Origin of the sequence: Xanthobacter flavus (assembly GCF_017875275.1) — a bacterium.
GTDB classification, from domain to species: domain Bacteria; phylum Pseudomonadota; class Alphaproteobacteria; order Rhizobiales; family Xanthobacteraceae; genus Xanthobacter; species Xanthobacter flavus_A.
Map to the genome: position 1 here is coordinate 4,542,648 of NZ_JAGGML010000001.1, position 24,534 is coordinate 4,567,181.

Consider the following 24,534-nt stretch of genomic DNA (forward strand, 5'->3'; position numbering starts at 1 on the left):
TGTATCAGGCGCCCTTGTCCAGCCCGCCGTCCCTCCTCCGCACGCATTTGTGCGGTGCCCCATGGTCAGCGGGGCGCCTACTCCGCCGCTGCGGCGAACGCCCGGAAGCTGCCGAAGCTGGTGATGTCCCGCGCCCCGTCGAGGGCCGCCGCCTCGGCGAGGAAGCCGGTGACGCGGCTGCCGTCCTCCAGTTCCACCTGGCCGAGGCCAAGCGGCGCAGGGATGGTGGCGAGGAGGCGCCCGACGCCCTCGAAGGGCAGGGACCACACCTCCCCCTCCACCGCCGCGCCGTCCGAGTTCACCCGCACCACGCCGGGGCGCGGCACGGCACCGGGAATGAGCTTCATGCGATAGGCCGGCACCGTCTTCGCAGCCCGCACGAAGCGCGCGCCCATGGCCTTGAGATCGCCGTTCAGCGGCATGCCCGAGAGGTGGGCGCCGAACACGCAGACATCGAGCCGTCCCGGTTCCGTGGCGGGCGCGAGCGGCGGAAGGGCGGGCGCTGGCGCGTGGCCGCAGCCGAGAGGGAGGGTGCCCGCCGCGACGAAGGCCCGGCCCAGCGCCGCCATCTCCGCATCCTTCCCGGCGGGGGCGAGGAGGGTGATGCCATAGGGCACGCCGGCGGCGGTGATCTTCGTCGGCACGGCGATGCCGCACAGATCCATCAGGTTCACGAAATTGGTGTAGGTGCCATTGCGCGAGTTGAGGCGGATGGGGTCCGCAATCACCTCTTCCACCGTGTAGGCGGATGGCGCGGTGGGCAGCAGCAGGCCATCGATGCCGGCGAGGATGGGCGCCACGCGGGCGCGCAATTCCTTGAGCTTGTACATGGCGCGGAAGGCATCCGCCGCGCTGGCCTTGCCGCCCGGCTCGGTGATGGCCCGCGTGACCGGATGCACCGCTTCGGGATCGGTGGTGAGAAGCTGCTCGGCGACGATCCAGCGTTCGGCCACCCACGGGCCCTCATAGAGCAGCCGCGCGGTCTCGGCGAAGGCGGAGAAATCGATCTCCTTCAGCACCGCGCCCAGCGATGCGAAGCGGGCCAGCGCTTCCTCATACGCCGCGGCGGACTCGGCGTCGCCGAAGAACTCCCGCTGCGCCTCGGGCAGGATGCCCAGCACCGGCGCGGGCGGGGCGGCGGCGAGGGGCGCCACGGGCAGGTCGCGAGAATAGGCGTCTTCCGCGTCGAAGCCGGAGATCACGTTCAGCACCGCCATGGCGTCATCGACGGTGAGGGCGAAGATGGAGATGCAGTCCAGCGTCTTGCAGGCGGGCACGAGGCCGGTGTTGGGCACGAGGCCGAGGGAGGGCTTCAGCCCCACGATGTTGTTCAGCATGGCTGGCACGCGGCCGGAGCCGGCGGTGTCGGTGCCCAGTGACACCGGCACGATGCCCGCCCCCACCGCCACCGCCGAGCCGGAGGAGGAGCCGCCCGGCACCAGCTCCGGATTCACCGAATTGCGCGGGATGCCATAGGGCGAGCGCACGCCCACCAGACCGGTGGCGAACTGGTCGAGATTGGTCTTGCCGATGATGAGCGCGCCCGCCGCCTTCAGCCGCGCCACGACGGTGGCGTCGCGCTCCGGCACATAGGCGAAGGCCGGGCAGGCGGCGGTGGTGGGCAGGCCGGCGACGTCGATATTGTCCTTCACCGCCACCGGGATGCCGTAGAGCGGCAGCGCCGTGTTGCCGGTGGTCTCCAGCGCGGCGGCCTCGGCCAGCACGTCGGCTTCCGCGCGCAGGGTGATGAACATGGCCGGGTCGTCATGCACCGCAAGCCGGGCATAGACGCCGCGCACCGTATCCGAGACGGAGCGGAGGCCGGACCTGTGGGCTTCGAGGAGGCTGGCGACGGTCTGCATGATCTACCCTGATGACGGCGCTCCAGCGCCTGATGGCAGGGGTCTAGCAGGAACCGCGCCACTTGTATGCAATTTCTGATAATGTGATGTTTATCAATGTATTGATATAAATACACTGCGCCCCGCAACGGCCAGATATGCCGCTGCGGGGCGCAGGAAAGACGTCAGATGCCTCAAAATTAGGCTTAGCTTACGGGCGCGTCCCGGTCTGGTCCGTCGGCGAGGGGGTGCGGCCGGGAGGGGCGTCGGGCGAGGTGGTCAGCGGCGGGGGATTGCCGCTCGGCACGGTGATGTTCTCCGGCGCGGTCTCGCTCTGTTCGGGCGTGCCGCGATTGGAAAACATGTTCGCCGCGACCAGCGCGAGGACCAGCACGAATGCCGCGGCGATGAGCATGCCCTGGCGTTGCATGGGGCTCTCCTTTTCGTGGATATCGCCCCCTCAACGCCCCGGCCCCGGTGCCGGGTTCCCTTTTTGCGGTCAGTCCCGGAACACCACGGTGCGGGAACCGTTCAGCAGCACCCGGTCCTGCAGGTGCCAGGAGATGGCCCGCGCCAGCACCCGGCGCTCGATGTCGCGGCCCTTGCGCACCAGGTCGTCGGGCGAATCCTGGTGGGAGATGCGCTCCACATCCTGCTCGATGATCGGGCCTTCATCGAGGTCGGAGGTCACGTAGTGGGCCGTCGCGCCGATGAGCTTCACCCCGCGCGCATGGGCCTGATGATAGGGCTTGGCGCCCTTGAAGCCCGGCAGGAAGGAGTGGTGGATGTTGATGCACTTGCCCGAGAGCTTGGCAGACAGCCCGTCGGAGAGCACCTGCATGTAGCGCGCGAGCACGGCCAACTCCGAGCCGGACGACTGGAAGACCTCCCAGACCTGCGTTTCCTGCTCCAGCTTCGTGGCCTTGGTCACCGGCAGATGATGGAAGGGGATGCCGTCGAAATCGAGGTGGGCGTAGGTCTCGCGCGGGTGGTTGGAGACGATGCCGGCGATCTCCATGGGGATCTCGCCGATGCGCCAGCGATAGAGCAGGTCGGCGAGGCAGTGGTCGAACTTGGAGGCGAGCAGCAGCACCCGGCGCTTCTCGGAAACGGGGCGCAGTGTGAAGCTGAGGGAGAAATTCTGCGCCACCGCCGCAAAGCCAGAGCGAATCTCGGCGAGGCTGGCCTCGCCCTCAACCACGTTGAACACCACGCGCATGAAGAAGCGGCCGGTCTCCGTGTCGTCGTACTGCTGCGCCTCCAGGATGTTGCATCCCTTCTCGAACAGGAAGGTCGAGACGCCGGCGACGATGCCGGGCCGGTTGGGGCAGGAGAAGGCGAGGATGAACGGCGCGGTGGGGCTGGTCATGATGCGTCCTTTATGGCGCCGCGCGTCTCACGCAGCCGGGCGCCGGTCTCGGAGGAATTCGATGCGGAGAGGAGGCGCGCGCCGCGCTGCCGTCAACCTCGGTCGGTGCCTTCGAGCGAAAAGCCGTATTCCGCCGCGCTCGTCGCCAGCCAGCGCAGGAAGGCGGGGGCGAAGGTGTTGCCCACCGCGAAGCGATAGCTGGGCGCGTCGCCCCGCTGCCAGAAGGTGACGCCGACATGGGAGACCGGCGTGGTCGCCGCGTCGCTCGGCCGGAAGGCGCGGGGATCGAGATCCACCGCCACGCCCTTCGCCAGCGCCTCGCGCACCTTGGGGCCGGAGATATCGAGCACGAGGTTGGCGTCGCTCTGGTCGGTCACGGCACCGAGGCCGTCGGCCAGCGCTTCAAGGCGCCGGCGCAGCGTCGCGCCGTCGGAGCCTTCGGCGAAGACGAGCCACTTGCCGGGGCCGGTGCCGACGGCCTCAAGGCCCGCCCCGCTGACGGCCTTCGGCGCATCCACAAGGGGCAGGCCGGACGCGGTGGCGGCGGCGATCAGGTCGGCCGTCTTGCCCTTGCGGGCCATGAGCGTCGCGGCGGCAAGGTTCGCCACCACCTGCGCGCTGACGCCGGTGGCGCCTTGAACGCCATAATGCCCGGCCGGTAGGAGACGGGCGGGGGAGAGGGACTGGAAGAGGTCAGACACGCTGCTTCTCCCCTTCGGGATCGATAAAGTGGGGAGAGCACACCTCGACCTCGATGTCGCCGCCGCGCACCGGGTCATAGGCGCGCAGCTTCTCGCCGATGCGCTCCGGCCCGCGCTTGAGGAGACCGAGGCCGATGGCGTGGCCGAGGATGGGCGACCAGGCGACGGAGGTCATGTAGCCCTCGTCATTCTCGGTTGTGGGGGCCGCCCCGAGCGCCAGGAAATGCGCCCCGGCCTTCAGCCGCGCGGTTCGGTCCACCGGCCGGAAGCCGACGAAGGTCGGCCGGTCGGGATCGAGGAAGGCGGGGCGGCCTGCCATCACCCGGCCGATATAGTCCTTCTTGGTGGAGGCCATGCGCCCGAGGCCGAGGTCGCGGGCGGAGGTCTGCCCGGACAATTCACTGCCGGAGACATGGCCCTTCTCGATGCGCAGCACGGCCAGCGTCTCGACGCCATAGGGCGTGATGCCATAGGGCGCGCCGGCCGTCATGATCGCCCGCATCAGCTTGTCGCCGTGGCGGGCCGGGACCGCGATCTCGTAGCCGAGTTCGCCGGAGAAGGAGAGGCGGAAGACGCGCGCCTCGATGCCGCCCATCACCGTGGTCTGGAGCGCGCCCATGAAGGGCAGGCCGGCGTTGGAGACATCGGCGCCATCCACCAGCTTCGCCAGCACGTCGCGGGAGCGCGGGCCGGAGACGGCGATCTGCGCCCACTGCTCGGTGATGGAGGCGAGGCACACGTCCAGCTCCGGCCACAGCACCTGCAGGCAGAATTCCAGATGCTGGAACACCTTGGCCGCGTTGGCGGTGGTCGTGGTCATCACATAATGGTCGTCGTCGAGGCGCGCGGTGGTGCCGTCGTCCATGACGATCCCGTCCTCGCGCAGCATCACGCCGTAGCGCGCCTTGCCGACGCCAAGGGTGGAGAACATGTTGATGTAGACGCGATCCAGCAGCACGCCGGCATCCGGCCCCTGAAGGTCGATCTTGCCGAAGGTGGAGACGTCGATGACACCGACGCTCTCGCGCGTCGCCTTCACCTCGCGGTTCACGGCCGCCTGCCAGTCCTCGCCCGCCTTGGGGAACCACGCGGCGCGCAGCCACTGGCCGGTCTCGACGAACACCGCGCCCTGTTCTTCCGCCCATTTGTGGGTCGGCGTCGGGCGGGTGGGCTTGAAGTCCACGCCGCGATGGTGGCCGGCGAGCACGCCGAGGGCCACGGGCGTGTAGGGCGGGCGGAACACGGTGGTGCCGGTCTCAGGGATGCCCTTGCCGGTGAGCGCCGCCATGAGCGCGAGGCCCGCCATGTTGGATGTCTTGCCCTGGTCGGTGGCCATGCCCATCGTGGTGTAGCGCTTGAGCAATTCCACCGCGCGAAAGCCTTCCCGATGGGCGAGGGCCACGTCCTTCGCGGTCACGTCGTTCTGCTGGTCCACGAAGGCGGGGCCCTTGGCCTGGACCTGCCAGAAGGCCTTGAGGCCGTTGGGCGCGTCGGCCGCGACGGGAGCCGACGCCGCGACGGGGGCGAAGCCCGCATCCTCGGCCGCTGCGGCGCCCAGCGCGGTGCCGTCCGCGAGGCATTCGGCGAGGGTGAGATGTCCGGCCGCCGCGCCCGCCACCGCCATGCCCACCGGCACGGCGCCGGGCACGAAGGCGGCGATGTCCTCGCGCCAGATGGGCTTGCCGCCCTGGTGGCAGGTGAGGTTCACATTCGGCGTCGCGCCGCCGGAGACGCCCAGCGCCTCCACCGACAGGGTGCGGATGCCCTTGGGCGTGCGCACCGTGATGCCCGACAGGCATTTGCCCGAGGTGGCGATGATCTCGCTGCCGGCGAGGAGATCCACGCCCAGCGCCTTCGCCCGCGCGGCCAGCGCAGGAGCGACAGCCTCCCGCACGTCGGCGATGGCCTCCAGCTTCACGCCGGCCGCGGCGGCATCGAGCAGCGCGGCGACGGCGTGGTCGTTGTTGGCGAAGCCGGCTGCGCGCGGCCCGGCACCGACGCCAAAGCGCGTGGCATAGGTGGCAAGCGCCAGCGCCGACATCACGCCCGGCCGGTCATTGCCGGGGAAGACGATGGGCCGGTCGAACGCGCCGGCCGCGAGCACGGAGCGCTTCGCGATGACGCGCCACAGCCGCTGGCGGGGCTGGAAGGGGGCGGGGACGGCGAGGTGGTCGCTCACACGCTCCACCGCGCCGAATTCGCCGCCGTCATAGGCGCCGAACACGGTGGTACGCGGCATGAGGCGCACATTGGGCAGGCTCGAAAGTTCCGCGAGGGCGCGCGCCACGAAATCCGCCGCGCTGCCGCCGTCGATCTCGGCCTGCTCGGACAGGAGCCGGCCGCCGAGGCGGAAATCCTCATCCGCCAGCACCACCCGCGCGCCGGTCCGCCCGGCCGCAAGGGCCGCCGCGAGGCCGGCCGCGCCGGAGCCGATGACCAGCACGTCGCAGAAGTGGGTGGCCTTCTCGTAATGGTCCGGGTCCGCCGCATCGGCGGCGCGGCCGAGGCCGGCGGCGCGGCGGATCATGGGCTCGTACACCTTCTCCCAGAAGGCGGCGGGCCACATGAAGGTCTTGTAGTAGAAACCCGCGCCGAGGAAGGGCGACACGAGCTGGTTGATGCTGAGCAGGTCGTGGTCGAGGGAGGGCCAGCGGTTCTGGCTGGTGGCCTCCAGCGCGTCGAACAGCTCGATGGTGGTGGCGCGGGTGTTGGGCTCGCGCCGGGCGCCGGAGCGCAGCTCGACGAGCGCGTTGGGCTCCTCCGAGCCGGCGGTGACGATGCCGCGTGGGCGATGATACTTGAACGAGCGGCCGACGAGCCGCACCCCATTGGCGAGGAGGGCCGAGGCGAGCGTATCGCCGGGATGGCCGGTGTAGCTCTTGCCGTCGAAGCTGAAGGAGAGGGTGCGGCTGCGGTCGATCAGCCCGCCTGCGGAAAGCCGGGTCATTCGGCCGCCTCCGTCGCGGTGAAGCGCGTGGCCGTGAAGCGCACTTCAGTGATGGCGTGGGTGCGGGTGTCGCGCGTCACGGTGAGCCAGCGGCGGCAGCCGCCCGCGTGGTACCACAGTTCGTCCATCACGCCGGCGACGTTGTCGCGCTCATAGACATAAGCGTGGAAGGCGTCCGCATCCGCCGGGTCCGGCCGCTTGGGCGCGGCATCGCCGTGATAGGCGAATTCATGGGACGACCTCGCGCCGCAATAGGGACAGGTGATGCGCATGGGTCAGGTCCGGGTGGAGGGGTGAAGAGCAGTTTGGCTCCCCTCTCCCCTCGCGGGAGAGGGGGTGGGGGTGAGGGGGTTGGGCCTTGACCGGCCATGCCGGTGTTGGGCGCAGAAGCCACCCCTCACCCCAGCCCTCTCCCGCAAGGGGAGAGGGAGCCCGAAAGGCGAGAGCGCGGACGCCCATCGCTGGAGCTGGCGCCGTCGCTGGTCCGGGGCGCGAAAATCGAGAAGCGCGCCCATCAGTGCAAATTCGGCTGGGCGCCGACTCCCTTTTCGTCGATCACATGGCCGGTGCGGAAGCGGTCGAGCCGGAAGGCGGCGTTGAGGCGGTGGGCCTCTTCCTTCGCGATGGTCCAGGCGAAGCACCAGCCGGAGGCGGGCGTCGCCTTGAAGCCCCCGTAATTCCACGCGGTGTTGAGGAACAGGCCGGGCAGGGGGCCGACATCGATGATGGGCGAGCCGTCCATGGACATGTCCACGAGGCCGCCCCAGGAGCGCAACATCCTGAGCCGTCCGATGAGCGGCATCAGCGCCATGCCGCCCTCGGCCACGTCCTCGACCACCGGCAAATTGCCGCGCTGGGCGTAGGAATTGTACCCGTCGATGTCGCCGCCGAAGACGAGGCCGCCCTTGTCCGACTGGCTGACGTAGAAATGCCCCATGCCGAAGGTGATGACGCCCGGCACCAGCGGCTTCAGCCCTTCCGAGACGAAGGCCTGCAGCGCGTGGCTCTCGATGGGCAGGCGCAGCCCGAGATGCCTGGTCAGCCGCGAGGTGGAGCCGGCCACCGCAAGCCCCACCTTGCCGGCGCGGATGGGGCCGCGATTGGTCTCCACGCCCACTACCGCGTCACCCTCGCGGATGAAGCCGGTGACCTCGCAATTCTGCACGATGTCCACGCCCAGCCGGTCGGCGGCGCGGGCATAGCCCCACACCACGGCGTCGTGGCGCGCCGTTCCGGCACGGGCCTGCATCAGCCCGCCCTTGATGGGGAAGCGGGAATTGTCGAAATCGAGGAAGGGGCAGAGCGCCTTCACCTGTTCGCGGTCGAGCAGCTCGGAATCGGCGCCCGCGAGGCGCATGGCATTGCCGCGCCGGGCATAGGCGTCGCGCTGGCCATCCGAGTGATACAGATTGATGATCCCGCGCTGGGAGACCATGGCGTTGTAGTTGAGGTCCTGCTCCAGGCCCTCCCACAATTTCATGGACCACTCGTAGAACGGCTCGTTGCCCGGCAGCAGATAATTGGAGCGGATGATGGTGGTGTTGCGCCCCGCATTGCCGGAGCCGATATGCCCCTTCTCCAGCACCGCCACATTGCGGATGCCGTGCTCCTTGGCGAGGTAATAGGCGGTCGCTAGCCCATGGCCGCCGCCGCCGACGATGATGACGTCATAAGAGGGCTTCGGCACCGCATCGCGCCAGGCGGGCGTCCAGCCCTTCTGGCCGTTGAGCGCGTTGGCGATCAGGCTGAATACGGAATAGCGGGACATTGAACCCCTCGGAACCCTCGGAGGTCCCTCGGCGCGGACGCCGATGCACCCCTTTGGAAAAGATATAGCCCCGCCTGAAACCACAGGTAATATAAATCCTGCTTATTCTGTGGGGATGACGGTGCGGGAGCTGCTTCCGTTCGATCTGAAGGCGCTCGAAATCTTCCTCGCCGTCTGCGAGGCCGGCGCCATGGCGGGGGCGGCGCGACGGCTCGGACTCACCCAGCCGGCGGTGTCGCAGGCGGTGGCGGAGCTGGAGACGCGCATGGGCGTCGCGCTGTTCGACCGCAGCGTCCGGCCGCTGGGGCTGACGGCAGCGGGCGGCGTGCTGCGGCAGAAGGCGAGCGCGCTCCTCTCCGAGGCCCGGCAGATCGTGCCGGCGCTGAAGGAGACCGAGCACGGCCGCCTGCCTTTGATCCGCGCCGGCCTCGTCGATTCCCTCTCCCGTGCGCTCTCCGCGCCACTTGCCGGGCGGCTGTGCGCGGTGGCGGAGGAGGTGTCGCTGCTCGCCGGCCTCACCGCCGCCCATGCCAGTGCGCTGCTCTCCCGCCAGCTCGATCTGCTGGTGGGCGTGGACGAACTCGCCGACATCGAGGGGCTGGAGCGCTTCCCCCTCCTCACCGAGCCTTATGTGCTGCTGCTGCCCGCCGGAGAGACGGCACCCGAGCGGGTGGAGGAGGTGGCGCGGCTCGCCGGGCGCCTGCCGCTGGTGCGCTTTTCCGCCCGCTCGCGCACCGGCATCGAGGTGGACCGGCACCTGAGGCGCCTCAAGCTCGATCTGCCACGCCGGCTGGAGTTCGACACGCCGTTCGGCGTCTCCGCCACGGTCGCGGCCGGGGAGGGGTTCGCGGTGACGACGCCGCTCTGCCTTTACGAGGCGGGGCTCGACGGCGACCGGCTCCGGTGCGCGCCGCTGCCGGGGCCGGCCTTCTCCCGCAGCCTCACGCTGATCGGCCGGCGGCAGGAGCTTGGTCGCCTGCCGCGGGAGGTTGCGGGCTTCTGCCGGCAGACCCTGGAGGATGACGTGCTGCCGGCCCTGCGCGCGGCGCTGCCATGGCTCGGCGAGACGCTGCGATAGATGGCGCGGCTACTTGGCCATTGCGGTCAAGGTCACGCTTTGTGATGGCTCTCGATGGGCAAAATAAAGTCGAGGGTCCGGCCTCACGTTAAGTTTGTGCGGAAAAGTCCAGCGGGGACGAGGGCCGTGCCCGCTGTCGGCCGATGCCGTTTAATGATACCCCTGCATCCGTTTCGGGAGTTAACGTGAAACGGGGTGGGGACATCATGCGGCTCGGTGGACTTTTATTTGCGGCGGTAATCCTGGCTGGGTCGGCCTCTGCGGCAGGCGCCCAGACCATGAGCTATGCGCAGGCCGGCGCGCTCCTGGCGCGCAGCTGCGGCGCGGACATCAACAAGTTCTGCTCCAACGTGAACCTGGGCGAGGGCAAGCTGCTCGCCTGCATGGACGGCAAGATCAATCAGGTCAGCGCCCAGTGCAAAGCCGACTATGCGATGGCGAAGGCCTCCATCGCCCAGCGGGACGCGGCTCAGGATTCCATCGCCGAGGTCTGCTCGGCGGATACGGCGCGCCTGTGCCCCGGCATGGTGCCGCAGGACGGCAATCTGCTCTCCTGCCTGCTCCAGGCGACGCGCGTGGTGAGCGACAAGTGCAACGCCGCCATCACCAACGCCGGCTACCGCTGAGCGTCCGCTCCACATCCTCGCACTCGAACGAAGGACGCTTCGCGATGACCTCGCCTCTGACCCGCCTCGCGCTGGCCGCGCTGCTCGCCGCCGCCGTGCCGGTCCTCACCCCCGCGCATGCCCAGACCGCCCTCTCCGACAGCCAGATCCTCCAGGGCCTGCAAGGCCTCAGCGAGAAGGCCCCGACCATCACCGCGCAGCAGCTGCGCACCATGGTCCAGACCCACATGGCCCAGAATCCGGGCGAGCAGCTCTCCCGCCCGTCGCTGGCGCTGAAGCTGGACCAGCTGCCGCAGATCAACGTGCAGATCCAGTTCCGCCTCGGCTCGGCGATCATCGAGCCGTCGTCCTACGGCACGCTCGGCGCCATCGCCGATGCCATGCACAACCCGATCCTGCACGGCTATAAATTCCTCGTCACCGGCAACACCGACGTCACCGGCCCGCGCGACGTGAACCTCAAGCTCAGCCAGGCCCGCGCCGACGCGGTGGTGAGCGCGCTGGTCAGCGTGTTCAACATCAATCCCACGCGCCTTGAGGCGGTGGGCCTCGGCGAGGAAGTGCTGCTCGATCCGAAAAAGCCGACCGATCCCATCAACCGGCGCGTCCAGATCTTCACCGTGGGGCGGCTTTCGCCCGGCATGGCCTCGCGCTGAGGCCAGCTCTCATCCGGACGTGACAAAGGCGCCGTCCCCTCGGGGGCGGCGCCTTTGCCGTTTGAAGCCGCCGGGCCGGACTATTCGGCCGGCGTGGCCATGGCTTCGGCGGTGTGGTCGAGCTGCTCCTCGTGCAGCGCCTTGTCCATGGCGATCTGCTTGGCGATGAAGGCGACAAAGAAGACCAGAGCGATGACCGAGAACAGCGGCTCGTATCCGGCGAAGGGATAGACTTCCGCCATCTCGGTGAGCTTGGCGAGGGAGGTGACGCCCGTGTTCATGGATGATGTCCTTCAAACAGGGTGAAAGGAAAGGCGGGCCCGGCGCGGGCCGGGCTCCGGAAGGCGCGTTGCTCTCACTCTTGGAAAGAGAACGCGTCATCCGATCTGATGGCGATGCAATCAGATCGGCGCGTGCTCTAGAGCTTCGCCTCCTTGCGCTGGATGGTCTCGAAGGCGGCTTCCATGCCGGAATGGTGCGGGTAGGTTGCCGGGACGTGCTTGCCGTCGAGACCCTTGACCTCCGCCGCCGCCGGCACGCGCAGCAGGCCGAACATGGCGAGCAGCTTGCCGAGCACCCAGCCGGGGATGAAGCCGAAGCCGATGGCGAAGATGAGCGAGCCGATGATATTGCCCATGGGCGTGATCACCGGCAGGCCCTCGGCATTGGTGCCGAACCAGCCGACCCCCTCGCCGAGCGTCACAAGCGCACCGGCGGACGGCAGCACCGACGGATAGCCCCACAAAGCGAAGCCGGCCACGATGCCGCCGAACAGGCCGCAATAGCCGTGCACCGCGACGGCGCCCACCGCGTCGTCGATCTTGAACTTCCGCTCGACGAAATAGTGCAGCTTGTAGGCCATCACGGTGCCGATGACGGCGATCACCAGCGCAATGATGGGATGGTACAGGTCGTTGCCGGCGCTCGCCGAGATGAGGCCGGTGAGGCCGCCGGAATAGGTCCAATAGGCATTGCCGTTGGAGATCATGTAGGCCGCGACCATGCCGCCGAACAGGGCAAGCAGGAAGTTCATGGTCACGCCCGACAGGGTGATCGGAACGCCGTAGATGTTGGTGGCGGTGAAGTAGGGCGCGCCGGCGGTGCCCACGTCCACGATCGGGATGTGACAGGCGGCATAGAAGCCCCAGAAGCCCACATAGATCATGAACAGGCCGATGGTGACCAGCCAGGGGTTGTGCGCCGGGATTTCCCGCGGCGTGCCGTCCGGAGCGAACTTGCCGATGCGCGGGCCGAGATGGATCAGCACGCCGAGCGTGGCAAATCCCGCCACCGAGTGCAGCACCGCTGAGCAATACTGGTCATGGAAGCCGAGATATTGCGCCATCCAGCCATTGCCGGCCCAGCCCCACGCCGCCGGGATGACCCAGGCAATGGCGCCCACATAGATGGCGATGATGAAGAAGCCCGACGTCTTGGTGCGCTCGATGAGCGCGCCGGAGACGATGGACGCGGCTGTCATGCCGAACAGGGCGAAGGCCGCCCAGAACACGCCGGAGATGCGGTCCGTCAGGTTCGGCGCGATCTTGGTGGACCACGGCTCGAAGCCGGTGGTGAAGGACAGCGAGGTGGTCGAGATGGGCCAGCCCTGGAAGGCGATGTAGATCCACATGCCGAACAGGAAGAAGGCGAGGCCCACCAGCGGGATCGCCATGGTGTTCTTGAGCAGGGTGTGCTGCACGTTCTTCACGCGGGCGGCGCCCACCTCGTACATGCAGAAGCCCACATGGATGAAGAACATGAGGACGACCGTCAGGAAGTAATAGAACTCCGTGAATATGGTCGTCAGCGCGGCCAATTGATCCGTCATGAAGATCCCCAACGCTGGTGCCGGAGGTGCGATGATCGCAGGTCCGGGCGATGACAGGCGTGCGGAGCGCTCGGCGCGCACCAGCCCCGTTCACTCTTGAGCAACAAATATGCCAGAGAGGCAGAATCGCCGGGGCACGGCTCGGGGGCGTGGTCAGTGCCTTGAAAAGCAAAGGGTTCATGGGCTTTCGCGCGCGGGAGCGACAACCCTTCCGCCGGATGAGCACCCTGTTGCCGCCGCCGGCGCGCAAGAAATGCTCAGGCCTGACGTAGGGATAGGGCAAGACTGCCTGCGCCGCAGGCGCTGATTTCGTCAGTTTAAAAAAAATATTGAAAATCAGAATGTTAAGAATTGATGTCCTGACGAATTCTGCTCAAACTGCGAGCGCGGGTAGGATGTTTATCGCCTCATCTGCCCGTATACGCAGACTTCGCCTATCCTGATGTCCTCGCGCGCGGCGCGGGCAATAGGAGGGTGGAAATGCTCAACAGAAGAGGCTTCATCAACTGCGCCATCTGCGCGGTGACGGGGTTCGCCGCAATTGAGGTCGCCGGCACGCAGGCCATGGCACAGGGACAGGCCGCGCCCGCCGCCGCGCCCACGGGCATCACCCGCAAGGTGCTCGGCCGCACTGATGTGCCGGGGGACAAATACGTCGCCATCCTCATGGAGGCGGAGTTCGATGGTGGCCTCAAGGTGGCGCGCCACACCCATCCCGGCATCGAGAGCACCTATCTCATGGCCGGCGGCGGGGTGCTTTCTGTAAAGGGGCAGGCGGACCGCACCCTGGCGCCCGGCGACGGCTTCCAGATCCCGCCCGAGGTGCCGCACGCCTTCCAGGTCGGGGCGGACAAGACCAAGCTCGCCATCACCTACATCGTCGAGAAGGACAAGCCCCTGTCCACTCCCGCACCGGAGTGACGCTCCCAAAAAATGAGAGCCCGGCGCGGGGAATGCGCCGGGCTCTCGTGGACAATCGACAGGGCAGGGCTCAGATGTCGAGCGTGTTGTCCCGCTCCCACTGGGTGAGGTGGCGGGAGAAGGCGTTCCACTCCTCGGTCTTCAGCTTCAGGAAGCCGTCCACGAACGGCTTGCCGAGGCGGTCCGTCAGCACCTTGGACTTCTCCAGCGCGCGCATGGCGTCGAGAAGGTTGAGCGGCAGGCGCTTGGCGCCCTTCACCTTGTGGCCCTCGGTGTACATGTTGATGTCGAGGCGCTTGCCCGGATCGCGCTTGTTCGCGATGCCGTCGAGGCCGGCGGCGGCGAGGCCCGCCTGGAGCAAATAGGGGTTGGCCGCGCCGTCGGCGAGGCGGAACTCGAAGCGGCCCGCGTCCGGGATGCGGATCATGTGGGTGCGGTTGTTGCCGGTGTAGGTGACGGTGTTCGGCGCCCAGGTGGCCCCGGAAATGGTGCGCGGGGCGTTGATGCGCTTGTAGGAATTCACCGTCGGGTTGGTGAGGGCACACAGCGCATCCGCATTGTGGATGAGGCCGCCGATGAAATGGTAGCCGAGTTCGGAGACGCCCAGCTCGCCCTTGGGATCGGAGAAGGCGTTCTTGCCCTTCTGCCACAGCGACACATGAGCATGGCAGCCCGAGCCGGTGAGGTTGATGAAGGGCTTCGGCATGAAGGTGGCGCGCAGGCCGTGCTGCTCCGCAATCGACTTCACCATGTATTTGAAGAAGACGTGGCGGTCGGCGGTCAGCAGCGCGTTGTCGTAGTTCCAGTTCATCTCGAACTGGCCGTTGGCGTCCTCATGGTCGTTCTGGTAGGCGCCCCAGCCGAGCTTCAGCATGGCGTCGCAGATGTCCTTGATGACCTCATAGCGGCGCATCAGGGCGGACTGGTCGTAGCAGGGCTTCTCGGCAGTGTCGGAGGTATCGGAGATGGACTTTCCATCGGGCGTGATGAGGAAGTATTCGCACTCGACGCCGGTCTTCATCTCGTAGCCGAGGGCGGCGGCGGCGGCGAGCTGCCGCTTCAGCACCGTGCGGGGCGCCTGCTCCACTTCCTTGCCGTCCATGTAGAGGTCGGCGGCGAGCCAGCCGATCTCTTCCTTCCACGGCAGCTGGATGAGGCTGGTCGGGTCCGGCACGGCGAAGAGGTCGGGATCGGCCGGAGACATGTCGAGCCAGGTGGCAAAGCCGGCGAAGCCCGCGCCTTCCTTCTGCATGGGGCCGATGGCGGCGGCGGGCACGAGCTTGGCGCGCAGGCCGCCGAACAGGTCCACGTAGGAGATCAGGAAATACTTGATGCCGCGATCCTTCGCGACCTTGGCGAGGTCGATCACCTTGGCGTTTTCAGTCTTGGCGGCGGCAGAAGCGCGGCCTTCGGCCTCGCGGAGCGGAGTGCGGTGGTCCATGCGAAAGTCCCCGGAATTGGAAAGCGGTTTTCTTTGAAAAAGGCCGCGCCGGTCGAGCGGCGCGGCCTGAAGGGTCGGATCAGTATCCGCCGGTCTTGCCGGGCACCCAGGAAGTGCCGGCCAGGGGCACGCCGGCCATGGCGGCGGCCTCCACGGTCAGCGCCACGAGGTCTTCCGGCTCCAGATTGTGCAGGTGGCTCTTGCCGCAGGCGCGGGCGATGGTCTGCGCCTCCAGCGTCATCACCGACAGATAGTTGGCGAGGCGGCGGCCGGCCTTGACCGGGTCGAGCCGGGCGGCGAGCACGGGATCCTGCGTGGTGATGCCGGCCGGGTCGCGACCCTCGTGCCAGTCGTCATAGGCACCGGCGGTGGAGCCCAGCGCCTGGTATTCGTCTTCCCACTGGGGATCGTTGTCGCCGAGCGCGACGAGCGCCGCCGTGCCGATGGCCACCGCGTCGGCGCCGAGCGCCAGCGCCTTGGCCACGTCCGCGCCGGTGCGGATGCCGCCGGAGACGATGAGCTGCACCTTGCGGTGCATGTCGAGGTCCTGCAGCGCCTGCACGGCCGGGCGGATGGCGGCGAGGATCGGGATGCCCACGTGCTCGATGAATACGTCCTGCGTCGCGGCGGTGCCGCCCTGCATGCCGTCGAGCACCACCACGTCGGCGCCCGCCTTCACCGCCAGCGCGGTGTCGTAATAGGGCCGCGAGGCGCCGACCTTCACATAGATCGGCTTCTCCCAGTCGGTGATCTCGCGCAGCTCCTCGATCTTGATCTCGAGATCGTCCGGGCCGGTCCAGTCGGGATGGCGGCAGGCCGAGCGCTGGTCGATGCCCTTGGGCAGGGTGCGCATGGCGGCCACGCGATCGGAAATCTTCTGGCCGAGCAGCATGCCGCCGCCGCCGGGCTTGGCGCCCTGGCCGATGACGATCTCGATGGCGTCGGCCTTGCGCAGGTCCACCGGGTTCATGCCGTAGCGCGAGGGCAGATACTGGTAGACTAGGGTCTTGGACTGGCCGCGCTCCTCCGGCGTCATGCCGCCGTCGCCGGTGGTGGTGGAGGTGCCCACCGTGGACGCGCCACGCCCCAGCGCTTCCTTCGCCTGCGCCGAGAGGGCGCCGAAGCTCATGCCGGCGATGGTGACGGGGGTCTTCAGCGTGATCGGCTTCTTGGCGAAGCGGGTGCCGAGGGTGACCTCGGTGCCGCACTTCTCGCGATAGCCCTCCAGCGGGTAGCGCGACATGGAGGCGCCGAGGAACAAGAGGTCGTCGAAATGGGGCAGCTTGCGCTTGGTGCCGCCGCCGCGGATGTCATAGATGCCGGTCGCCGCGGCCCGGCGGATCTCCGCCAGCGTCGCCGGATCGAAGGTGGCGGAGAAGCGCGGCGGGGTACGCGGCGTGTTGTTGTGGGCGGTCATGGGGTCCTCACCCGAGAAAAGCAGTTTGGCGAAGCTCGGCCGGCGCCATGTCCCGTTTTCCTCCCCTCTCCCCTCGCGGGAGAGGGGTTGGGGGTGAGGGGGCAGGGCGGCCGAAGGTCCTCAACACCGGATGAGCGGAGAAACCACCCCTCACCCCGGCCCTCTCCCGCCCGAACTCGGCTGTTGCCGAGTCCGAAGTCGGCAACAGCCGACTTCGAGGGGGAGAGGGAGATTAATCGCCTCAGTAGGCGGACGCGTTGTCCACGTGGAAGTTGTAGAGCTGGCGGGCAGAGCCGTAGCGCTTGAACTCGGAGACATCGACCGCGCCTTCGAGGCCGGCGGCCTTCAGCTTCCCGGCCAGCAGCGCCTTGTGCTCGTCCCGCATCTCCTTCTCGATGCAGTCCGCGCCCAGGCTCTTCACCGTGCCGCGCACGAAGAGCTTCGCCTCATAGAGGCTGTCGCCCAGCGCTTCGCCGGCATCGCCCAGCACCACGAGGGAGCCGGACTGCCCCATGAACGCGCTCATGTGACCGATTGAGCCCTTCACCACGATGTCCACGCCCTTCATGGAGATGCCGCAGCGGGCGGAGGCATTGCCATCCACCACGAGCATGCCGCCATGGGCGGTGGCGCCGGCCGACTGGCTGGCATCGCCGCGCACATGCACGAAGCCGCTCATCATGTTCTCGGCGACGCCCTGACCGGCATTGCCGTGGATGATGACGGAGGCTTCCGCATTCATGCCGGCGCAGTAATAGCCGACGTTGCCCTCGATCTCGACGGTGAGGGGCAGGTTGAGACCCACCGCCACCGCGTGGCGTCCGTTGGGGTTCAGTACCCGCCAGCGGCGGGCGTTGGTCTCGGCGGTGGCCTTGTGGAGGGCCTCGTTCAGCTCGCGCAGCGGCGTGGTGGCGAGGTCGAAGGTCACGTCGGGCGCAATGGCGTTCACTGTGCGCGCTCCCAGAAGTACACGGTGGCGGGCTCGGGCTCGAAAACCTTGGCCTTGGAGATGCCGGGCAGGTCAACCAGAGCCCGGTATTCCGAGCCGAAGGCGACATACTGGTCGGTCTCGGCCATCACGGCGGGCTTGCAGGCGATGGGATCACGCAGCACGCCGAAGCCGCTCTCGGTGCCCACCACGAAGGTGAAGAAGCCGTCGAGGTCCTTGAGGCCCGCTTCCAGCGCCTGCCCGAGGGAGGCGCCTTCCCGCATCCGCCAGGTGAGATAGCCGGCGGCCACCTCGCTGTCGTTCTCCGTCTCGATGGCGATGCCCTCGCGCTTCAGCTGCCGGCGCAAAGCGTTGTGGTTGGACAGCGAGCCGTTATGCACGAGGCACTGGTCGGCGCCGGTGGAGAAGGGATGCGCACCGGCGGTGGTCACCGCGCTCTCGGTGGCCATGCGGGTATGGCCGATGCCGTGGGTGCCGCGCATCTGCGCAAGGCCGAAGGTCTGCGCCACGGAGGAGGGCAGGCCGACCTCCTTGAAGATTTCCATGCGCGAGCCGGTGCCCACCACCGCCACCTCGGGATGGCGCTCGGCGAGGAAGGCGCGCACGGCGGCCTCCCGCGCCTGCGGGATTTCCACCACCGCATGGGTGCCGTGAAGGACGAGGCCGGGCATGCCGTTGGCCGGGCCGGAGAGGCCGGCGGCGAGGCCCTCGAAATCATAGCCCCGGGGGGCGCGCAGGGAGAGCTTCACGCTGTCCTTGCCGCCTGCGCCATAGACCGCGAAGCCCGCGCTGTCGGGGCCGCGATCGGTCATCACGCAGAGCATGGACGCGAGCATGGCGCCCAGCTCGCCCTCGAGCTTCGGGTCCTTGAGGAAAAGTCCGACGATGCCGCACATGGCGTTTGATTTTGCTCCATTGCGTGCCGCCGCTGCGGCCTTGTCACAAGGAGTACGCCCGTTCGCCGGAGGCGTCAATTACAAGAGAATATAATTTTCTCTGGAAGAAAACTTTCACGATCGCGACCGCGTGGGGGGGCCTCAGTGCCGGTCGCGGCCGTAGACGATGATGGAGAGATAGGTCATGGGCGCCTTGATGAGGTCTTCCGGGCCATGGGCCGCGCCGGAATCGAACATCAGCGCATCGCCGGGGCGCAGGTGATAGGTGCGGTCCGCGTGGCGGTACAGCACCTCGCCGGAGAGCATGTAGATGAACTCCACCCCCGCGTGCCGGAAGCCGGTGTAGGGCGCCGCCTCTTCCGTCAGGGTGATGAGATAGGGCTCCACCACGATGTCGCCGCCGAGGCCGTGGCCCAGCAGTTCATATTGATGGCCGACCTTGGTGCCACGCCGCTCGATGATGACGCCTTGCGTCGCCCGCACGAACGAGCAGTCGCGCCGCTCCTCGAAGGCGGAAAACAGCGTGGTGAGCGGCACGTTGAGCGCCTTGGAGATGGATTGCAGCGTGGCGAGGGACGGAGAGATCTGCCCGTTCTCGATCTTCGACAGCATGCCCACCGAGATGCCGGCCGCGCCCGCGAGATCGGAAACCGTGAGATCCAGCTCGCGGCGGATGGAGCGCACCTGCACGCCCAGCGCCTCTTCCAGCGTCACCGCCTCGGCCGCCGGCGCCCCGGAGCCGGTGGCATAATCGGCGGCCTCCTGCTCGGCGCTCTTCACCTCGGCGACGCTCTTCATCTTACGCTCGGCCACGCCAGCCCCCGTCCGTCCCGATGCTCCCGACGGCCGCATGTGCGCCCAGGCGGTGATTTGCCGGCCATTGTGCCATCTTCCGCGCAAGAATGCATCGCACACTTGGCGACTCGCGCCTTGCCGGGCGCTGGCGAAACATGCCGGTTGCCCCGCTTGCGCGCCACGGACACCTCCCGAGAGGTCCCTTGCGCCGACCGGGCCGAATGTCTGGAACGCCTTGTCCCGCAACGAGCCGCAGCCCGCTCCGGCCCCCCTTTTCCACAGCCAGCGCCGCCCGTTTCGCCGCCCGCGCGCCGGCTCTGGACACGGCCCGATTTCCTCCCTATACACTCGCCGCTCCGGAAGCGCCGACGGCCTTCCGGACCCGGGCTCCGGCCCGGCGGATGCCCAGGTAGCTCAGTTGGTAGAGCATGCGACTGAAAATCGCAGTGTCGGTGGTTCGATTCCGCCCCTGGGCACCATTTCACGCTCCAATAGCGTCCGACGTGATCCTCCCATCCTGAAAAATCAATAACTTAACCCGCCATGCCCGTCCGGCATGGTGCAGGAAGGTGCGGTTGCATCCGGCGAATCTGGGGGTAGCTTTGGGGGTATCGGCTCCATACCCCCAGCGGCGATACCCCCACCGATGGCACTTGCCGACCTTGCCATTCGCAATCTCAAGCCCACCGCGAAGCCGTTCAAGGCATCGGACAGCGGTGGGCTGCATCTCCTCGTCAACCCGAACGGCTCGCGCCTCTGGCGGCTGAAGTACCGCTACGATGGCAAGGAGAAGCTCCTCGCCTTGGGCGCGTATCCGATCGTCACGCTCGCCAAGGCGCGCGGGAAGCGGGACGAAGCCAAGGCGCAACTGGCGGACGGCATCGATCCCGCCAAGTCCCGGCGCGAATCGCGCATTGCGGCTGTGGCCACCTCCGGCAACACGTTCCGCCTTGTCGCCGAGGAATATCTCGACAAGGTGCGGCGCGAAGGCCGTGCGCCGGCCACTCTTGATCCTCCCCCGATTTGGCGGACAGCCTCCGCGACCGCATGTATTCGGAGGGTGTGCAGCTTCTCGCCGAATATGCGCCGGATCCGCTGTTCGACGCCGGCACGCCGCAGCGGGCGCCGGCCAAGGTGACCGCCCTCACCGAAGGCATGTTCACCGGCTTCCTCAAGGATGCAGCAGAGACTGGCCGCGCCGCCTTCGCGCGCGTCGGCGCCTTGTGATCAGTGCGCCACATGCCCTCCCGATCGCGCCGACCATCCGTGGACACGCTTCGTTTCAAATTCTAGCCTGCAGTCAAAAGCAATGCTTCACAGGTCTTGACCGGGAACCGGGAAGACTAAGCTGAGGACGTCACAATGTCTCCGAGCTTGCCTGCCCGCGCGGTGTCCTGGCCGTTTCGGCGTTGGTCTTCGGTGCGCTCGTTCTGACCGTTCAGGCACCAAAGGTGCCTGAGTTCAAGGTAGGTTCGATCAAGATTGACCATCCCTGGTCCAGCGCCTCCCCCAGGCGGCGCCACCGTCGCGGCTGGCTATCTGACTCGCTAAAACAGCTGCGCCATTTTCGAAAGACCTATCTTGGCCACCACCCACTTCGCTGGCAAGGTGGAGATCCAAGAAATGGCGATGAAGGGTGGCCTGATGACCATGCACCCCCTAGCCGGAATGCCCTGCAATTCCGGCTGGGGGCAGCGTGGCTATCCCACGACACCCTGGCAGGGGGCCAACCTACTGCCCAAGGCCATCCCGCACCCACTTGGTGGTGAAGCTGGTCTAGGCGGCGGCGTGGAGCTTTTTGTCGGCCGCCTGGGTGTTGAAGGCGGCGATCGCATCCTTTTGGCACTTCCTGAGGAAGCTGGTGCGTTCCGCGCCGTCAGGGTTTATTGCGGAAGTCGAAGCGGCCGGCCACGCTCTGGCGGACGAAGCCGGCCAGCGAGCCTTCCATCAGCAGCGCGATGCCGAGCCGCGCGCCGACCGCCATGCCGGCTACCGCAAGCGGCCAGGAGAGGGCGAAGAGGGAACCGGCCGTCAGCCCCTGCCCGATGGTGCAGCCGCCGCAGAGAATGCCACCCGCGCCCATGAACACCGCGCCGAGCAGATGCCGCTTCATCTCGCGGGGGTCATCGAAAGCCTCCCAGCGGAATTCGTCCGCCAACCGGGCGGCGGCGAAGGCGCCGAGGGCGACGCCGAAGACGCTGCCGGCGCCGAACTCGGCGAGGCTCGTGGGCTCGAACAGCACGCCGAACAGAGCGCGCGCCACCGGCGAGACGAAGGTGAGGCTCTGTGGCGCGACGGGATGGGCGAATTCGTCCACCAGCCAGGTGGTGGCGAGCCAGCCGGCGACCACGCCGAGGCCCAGCATCACCCCCGCCGTCATCAGCCGTCCGGCACGGCGCAGCCTGCGGTCGGCGAAGGCCGGCGCCACCAGCGCTCCGCCCGCGACGGCGGTAAGGATGCCCCGGACATCGTGCCCGGTGAGGCGCCCTATGATGGAGGGCAGGTCGCTTGCGGTGCCGGCCGGCAGCAAAAGCGCGATGCGTTCCAGCCCATCCACCCGGATGCCGGCGAAGATGCCGCGCAGGGTGGCGTAGGCGACCGCCCCGAACACCAGCAGCACGACGAGGCTGCGCAGGTCGCCCGAGCCTAAGCGCACCAGCGAGCCGAAGGCACAGGTGCCTACCAGCGCCATGCCGAGGCCGAACAGCACGCCGCCGGTGAGGATGCCGAGCCACGGCAGCGCGGTGGTGACGTAATTGGTGCGGTCCGGGCTGAGAATGCCGGCCATGGCGAGGGCCTGCGTGCCCAGCACGGCGAGGCCGAGGGCGAGCGCGAACACCTTCATGCGGCGCCAGTCATGGCCCACCATGGCGTCTTCCAGCGCGCCGAAAGTGCAGAGGCGGGCGCGGAACACGGCGAAGCCGACCACCCCGCCCACGGCGAGACCGGCGAGCGCGGTCCACCAGGGGCTTGAAACATCCATTGCGCGCCCTCCTCCCTGAGACGGCCGGAGCGGGACTTGTGAAGCGTCCCGTCGCCGGCCCGGCGCATTTTTTTGAGCTTACTTTGCGTCCGATGCAGAGGTGCCGCAATACATGTCGTAGATCACCGAGATGACCCGACGCACATCATCGTTGGCGAGGCTGTAATAGATGGTCTTGCCGTCGCGCCGCGTGGTGACGAGATCGTCGAGGCGCAGGCGCGCCAGCTGCTGGGAGACGGTGGGCTGGCGCAGCGAGAGGATGTTCTCCAGCTCCGTCACCGAGCGCTCGCCCTCCGCCAGCAGGCACAGGAGCAGCAGGCGGTTCTCGTGGGAGAGGGCTTTCAGGAAGTCGCTCGCCTTGCGGGCGTTGCGCATGAGGCGGTCAAGCTCGGGCGAGATCTCCGGGCCTTCCCGCAGCTCGTCCTCAAGTCGCCTGGAAACGATCGACATGTGCCTGCCTTCTCAATCCCGGCGGGGCGACCTCACGGCCGCGCGCCTGCCATCCTGTCCGTCATGGTGTCCTGCATCGAGCCGAGCAGGCCCCAGAACGCTTCATCCGAAGCATAGCCAATAATGCGCCCGACTTCGCGCCCCTCATCCACCAGCACGAAGGTGGGCGTGAAGCGGACCGGGGCAGCCAGAACCACGTCGCCCGGCGTGCCGTTGGAAAGGTCCACGCGCCGGAGCGGCGCGCGCTGCCCCTCTTCGGTCTTCTCGTAGATGGGCGCCACGTCGTGGTCGAACTTCAGGCAATAGGCGCAGCCCTTGCGCTCGAACATCAGCAGCTCGCGCGCCGAGGCAGCAGGCGCGAAGGCCACAGAAAGACCCGCGGCGATGAGGCCGGCCGCGAGCGCGAGGCACGCTGAAGGACGCATGAATTCACAATCCCGACGTGGATTTCAGGAGACATATTATCGCATTCGCATATATCTTGGGCAAGGACCAATCCGCGCACCTCCAAAGACGCGGTTTCCAACGATCGGGGAGGAGCATGTCTCTCGATGTCAGCCTTGCAGGGGCATTCCTTGCCGGCCTGCTCTCGTTCGCCTCGCCGTGCGTGCTGCCGCTGGTGCCGGCCTACCTCGGCTTCCTCGCGGGCGCCGCGACCGAGGACACCGAAGGTACGCCCGCGCGGCGCGGCGTCCTCGGGGCGGCGCTCTTGTTCGTGCTCGGCTTCTCCTCCGTCTTCGTGCTGCTGGGGGCCACGGCGTCCTCCATCGGGCGGGTACTGATGGAGCACATCGAGACCCTCACTTGGCTCTCCGGCGCGCTGCTGGTGCTGTTCGGCCTGCACATGACGGGGCTGGTGCGCATCCCGCTGCTCTACCGGCAGGCGCGGCTGGAGCCCATGGCGCGGCCGGCGGGGCTCATCGGGCCCTATGTGGTGGGGCTCGCCTTCGGCTTCGGCTGGTCGCCCTGCGTGGGGCCGGTTCTGGCGGCGATCCTCATCGTCGCCGGGGCCGAGGCATCGGTGGGGCGGGGAATGCTCCTGCTGGGCATCTACGCCGCCGGCATCGGCATTCCCTTCCTCATCGCCGCGGCTTTCACCGAGCGATTCCTTGTCTGGACGCGAGCGGCGCGCAGCCGGCTCGGCCTGGTGGAGAAGATCGCGGGCGGGCTGCTCATCCTGACCGGCATCGCCTTCATGACCGGCTTCATGCCGCAGATTGCCCAATGGCTGCTCGACGCCGCGCCCGGCCTTGGCCGCATCGGATAGGAGGACCACCCATGGCACACCCCACGCTCAGCCGCCGGCGCCTCTTGAAGGCCTCCGCCGGCCTCGCGGCCGCGCTCGTTCCCGCCGGGGCGCAGGCCAAGGCGCGCCTCGGCGATGACGGGCTCTATACGGAAGATTGGTATGTGGACAGCTTCCTCGACCTCTCCGAGGATTTCGCCGCCGCGCGCGGGAAGGGGCGGGGATTCGCGCTCCAGTGGAGCCAGCGCGGGTGCATCTATTGCAAGGAACTGCACACCGCCTATTTCGCCGATCCGGCCATCGAGACGCCCATCCGGGAGGCGTTCGATATCGTGCATCTGGATCTGTTCGGCGCGCGGGAGGTGACCTTCCTCGACGGCGCTCGCCTCACCGAGAAGGCGCTCGGCCAGCGCGAGCGCATCCGCGCCACGCCTACCTTCCAGTTCTTCGCGGAGGTGGATGGAAAGCCCAAGGAGGTGGCGCGCATGCCGGGCCTTCTGCCGCGGCCGGAATTCTCCGCCTTGTTCCGCTATGTGGCGCAAGGGGCCTATGCGAAAGAGCCCTTCGATGCGTGGCTCGGCAAGCAGGGCAAGGGCTGAAGACAAAAGGGCGAGGCCGCCGG

At 67.9% G+C, this 24,534-nt stretch carries 24 protein-coding genes and 1 tRNA gene; 8 read left to right on the forward strand and 17 right to left on the reverse strand.

The genetic code is table 11. The annotated features are described in order from the left end of the window. Window positions 1–77: 77 nt before the first annotated feature. The 7 genes from atzF to J2126_RS21480 form a co-directional block, all read right to left on the reverse strand. A complete protein-coding gene (gene atzF, locus J2126_RS21450; protein WP_209488847.1) occupies window positions 78–1,862 on the reverse strand; it encodes an allophanate hydrolase in 1,785 nt (594 codons plus the stop codon). A 190-nt stretch (window positions 1,863–2,052) separates the two neighbouring features. Continuing rightward, window positions 2,053–2,271, reverse strand: coding sequence for a hypothetical protein (locus J2126_RS21455; protein WP_209488848.1), 219 nt, complete (start codon window positions 2,269–2,271; stop codon window positions 2,053–2,055). A 69-nt stretch (window positions 2,272–2,340) separates the two neighbouring features. After that, on the reverse strand, window positions 2,341–3,210 hold the full coding sequence (gene purU, locus J2126_RS21460; RefSeq protein WP_209488849.1) for a formyltetrahydrofolate deformylase: 870 nt from the start codon (window positions 3,208–3,210) through the stop codon (window positions 2,341–2,343). A 92-nt stretch (window positions 3,211–3,302) separates the two neighbouring features. Next, on the reverse strand, window positions 3,303–3,911 hold the full coding sequence (locus tag J2126_RS21465) for a sarcosine oxidase subunit gamma (protein WP_209488850.1): 609 nt from the start codon (window positions 3,909–3,911) through the stop codon (window positions 3,303–3,305). Further along, entirely contained in the window at window positions 3,904–6,858 is a 2,955-nt protein-coding gene (locus tag J2126_RS21470; protein WP_209488851.1) for a sarcosine oxidase subunit alpha family protein, read from the reverse strand. The genes J2126_RS21465 and J2126_RS21470 overlap by 8 nt, the downstream gene beginning before the upstream one ends. Then, entirely contained in the window at window positions 6,855–7,130 is a 276-nt protein-coding gene (locus J2126_RS21475) for a sarcosine oxidase subunit delta (RefSeq protein ID WP_209488852.1), read from the reverse strand. The genes J2126_RS21470 and J2126_RS21475 overlap by 4 nt, the downstream gene beginning before the upstream one ends. A 242-nt stretch (window positions 7,131–7,372) precedes the next feature. Beyond that, entirely contained in the window at window positions 7,373–8,626 is a 1,254-nt protein-coding gene (locus J2126_RS21480; RefSeq protein ID WP_209488853.1) for a sarcosine oxidase subunit beta family protein, read from the reverse strand. Between the two features lie 115 nt (window positions 8,627–8,741). Here J2126_RS21480 and J2126_RS21485 point away from each other — a divergent pair, with 115 nt between their 5' ends. From J2126_RS21485 to J2126_RS21495, 3 genes are all read left to right on the forward strand, one after another. Continuing rightward, on the forward strand, window positions 8,742–9,704 hold the full coding sequence (locus J2126_RS21485) for a LysR family transcriptional regulator (RefSeq protein ID WP_209488854.1): 963 nt from the start codon (window positions 8,742–8,744) through the stop codon (window positions 9,702–9,704). A gap of 278 nt (window positions 9,705–9,982) precedes the next feature. Continuing rightward, window positions 9,983–10,330 (forward strand): cysteine rich repeat-containing protein, encoded by a 348-nt coding sequence (locus J2126_RS21490; RefSeq protein ID WP_209488855.1) that lies wholly within the window; start codon window positions 9,983–9,985, stop codon window positions 10,328–10,330. 44 nt (window positions 10,331–10,374) lie between these two features. Further along, window positions 10,375–10,986, forward strand: a complete 612-nt coding sequence (locus J2126_RS21495) for an OmpA family protein (RefSeq protein ID WP_209488856.1) — start codon at window positions 10,375–10,377, stop codon at window positions 10,984–10,986. A gap of 80 nt (window positions 10,987–11,066) precedes the next feature. Here J2126_RS21495 and J2126_RS21500 read toward each other — a convergent pair whose 3' ends face one another. Both J2126_RS21500 and J2126_RS21505 read right to left on the reverse strand, forming a co-directional pair. Continuing rightward, window positions 11,067–11,267 carry a hypothetical protein gene (locus tag J2126_RS21500; RefSeq protein ID WP_209488857.1) on the reverse strand — a complete coding sequence of 67 codons (201 nt, stop codon included), beginning with the start codon at window positions 11,265–11,267 and terminating at the stop codon, window positions 11,067–11,069. Window positions 11,268–11,404: 137 nt separating this feature from the next. Next, window positions 11,405–12,814, reverse strand: coding sequence for an ammonium transporter (locus J2126_RS21505; protein ID WP_209488858.1), 1,410 nt, complete (start codon window positions 12,812–12,814; stop codon window positions 11,405–11,407). 480 nt (window positions 12,815–13,294) lie between these two features. Between J2126_RS21505 and J2126_RS21510 the strand changes: the two genes are divergently transcribed. After that, window positions 13,295–13,735, forward strand: a complete 441-nt coding sequence (locus J2126_RS21510; protein ID WP_209488859.1) for a cupin domain-containing protein — start codon at window positions 13,295–13,297, stop codon at window positions 13,733–13,735. Window positions 13,736–13,805: 70 nt separating this feature from the next. On the opposite strand, the gene glnT is transcribed toward J2126_RS21510, so the two are convergent. From glnT to J2126_RS21535, 5 genes are all read right to left on the reverse strand, one after another. Further along, window positions 13,806–15,176 (reverse strand): type III glutamate--ammonia ligase, encoded by a 1,371-nt coding sequence (gene glnT, locus J2126_RS21515; protein ID WP_245327509.1) that lies wholly within the window; start codon window positions 15,174–15,176, stop codon window positions 13,806–13,808. 79 nt (window positions 15,177–15,255) lie between these two features. Next, a complete protein-coding gene (locus J2126_RS21520) occupies window positions 15,256–16,593 on the reverse strand; it encodes an FMN-binding glutamate synthase family protein (RefSeq protein WP_209488860.1) in 1,338 nt (445 codons plus the stop codon). 241 nt (window positions 16,594–16,834) lie between these two features. Then, window positions 16,835–17,542 carry a protein glxC gene (locus tag J2126_RS21525; RefSeq protein ID WP_209488861.1) on the reverse strand — a complete coding sequence of 236 codons (708 nt, stop codon included), beginning with the start codon at window positions 17,540–17,542 and terminating at the stop codon, window positions 16,835–16,837. Then, window positions 17,539–18,438: a class II glutamine amidotransferase gene (locus J2126_RS21530; RefSeq protein WP_209488862.1), complete on the reverse strand. Its 900-nt coding sequence runs from the start codon at window positions 18,436–18,438 to the stop codon at window positions 17,539–17,541. The genes J2126_RS21525 and J2126_RS21530 overlap by 4 nt, the downstream gene beginning before the upstream one ends. A 141-nt stretch (window positions 18,439–18,579) precedes the next feature. Beyond that, on the reverse strand, window positions 18,580–19,236 hold the full coding sequence (locus J2126_RS21535; RefSeq protein ID WP_209490442.1) for a helix-turn-helix domain-containing protein: 657 nt from the start codon (window positions 19,234–19,236) through the stop codon (window positions 18,580–18,582). Window positions 19,237–19,636: 400 nt separating this feature from the next. On the opposite strand from J2126_RS21535, the gene J2126_RS21540 reads away from it, so the two are divergent. Further along, window positions 19,637–19,712 (forward strand) — tRNA-Phe (locus tag J2126_RS21540). A 167-nt stretch (window positions 19,713–19,879) separates the two neighbouring features. After that, the gene (locus J2126_RS21545; RefSeq protein ID WP_209488863.1) at window positions 19,880–20,371 is read left to right on the forward strand and encodes an Arm DNA-binding domain-containing protein; all 492 of its coding nucleotides are present in this window, start codon (window positions 19,880–19,882) and stop codon (window positions 20,369–20,371) included. 738 nt (window positions 20,372–21,109) lie between these two features. On the opposite strand, the gene J2126_RS21550 is transcribed toward J2126_RS21545, so the two are convergent. The 3 genes from J2126_RS21550 to J2126_RS21560 all read right to left on the reverse strand — a co-directional run bounded on the left by J2126_RS21550 (window position 21,110) and on the right by J2126_RS21560 (window position 23,091). Next, complete coding sequence (locus J2126_RS21550) at window positions 21,110–22,216, reverse strand: YeeE/YedE family protein (RefSeq protein ID WP_209488864.1); 1,107 nt, start codon at window positions 22,214–22,216, stop codon at window positions 21,110–21,112. Between the two features lie 78 nt (window positions 22,217–22,294). Further along, window positions 22,295–22,666 carry an ArsR/SmtB family transcription factor gene (locus J2126_RS21555; protein WP_169123761.1) on the reverse strand — a complete coding sequence of 124 codons (372 nt, stop codon included), beginning with the start codon at window positions 22,664–22,666 and terminating at the stop codon, window positions 22,295–22,297. Between the two features lie 32 nt (window positions 22,667–22,698). Then, window positions 22,699–23,091 (reverse strand): thioredoxin fold domain-containing protein, encoded by a 393-nt coding sequence (locus J2126_RS21560; RefSeq protein WP_209488865.1) that lies wholly within the window; start codon window positions 23,089–23,091, stop codon window positions 22,699–22,701. Between the two features lie 116 nt (window positions 23,092–23,207). On the opposite strand from J2126_RS21560, the gene J2126_RS21565 reads away from it, so the two are divergent. Next, window positions 23,208–23,933 carry a cytochrome c biogenesis CcdA family protein gene (locus tag J2126_RS21565; protein WP_209488866.1) on the forward strand — a complete coding sequence of 242 codons (726 nt, stop codon included), beginning with the start codon at window positions 23,208–23,210 and terminating at the stop codon, window positions 23,931–23,933. An 11-nt stretch (window positions 23,934–23,944) separates the two neighbouring features. Beyond that, a complete protein-coding gene (locus tag J2126_RS21570) occupies window positions 23,945–24,511 on the forward strand; it encodes a SoxW family protein (protein ID WP_209488867.1) in 567 nt (188 codons plus the stop codon). The last annotated feature ends 23 nt before the right edge of the window (window positions 24,512–24,534 follow it).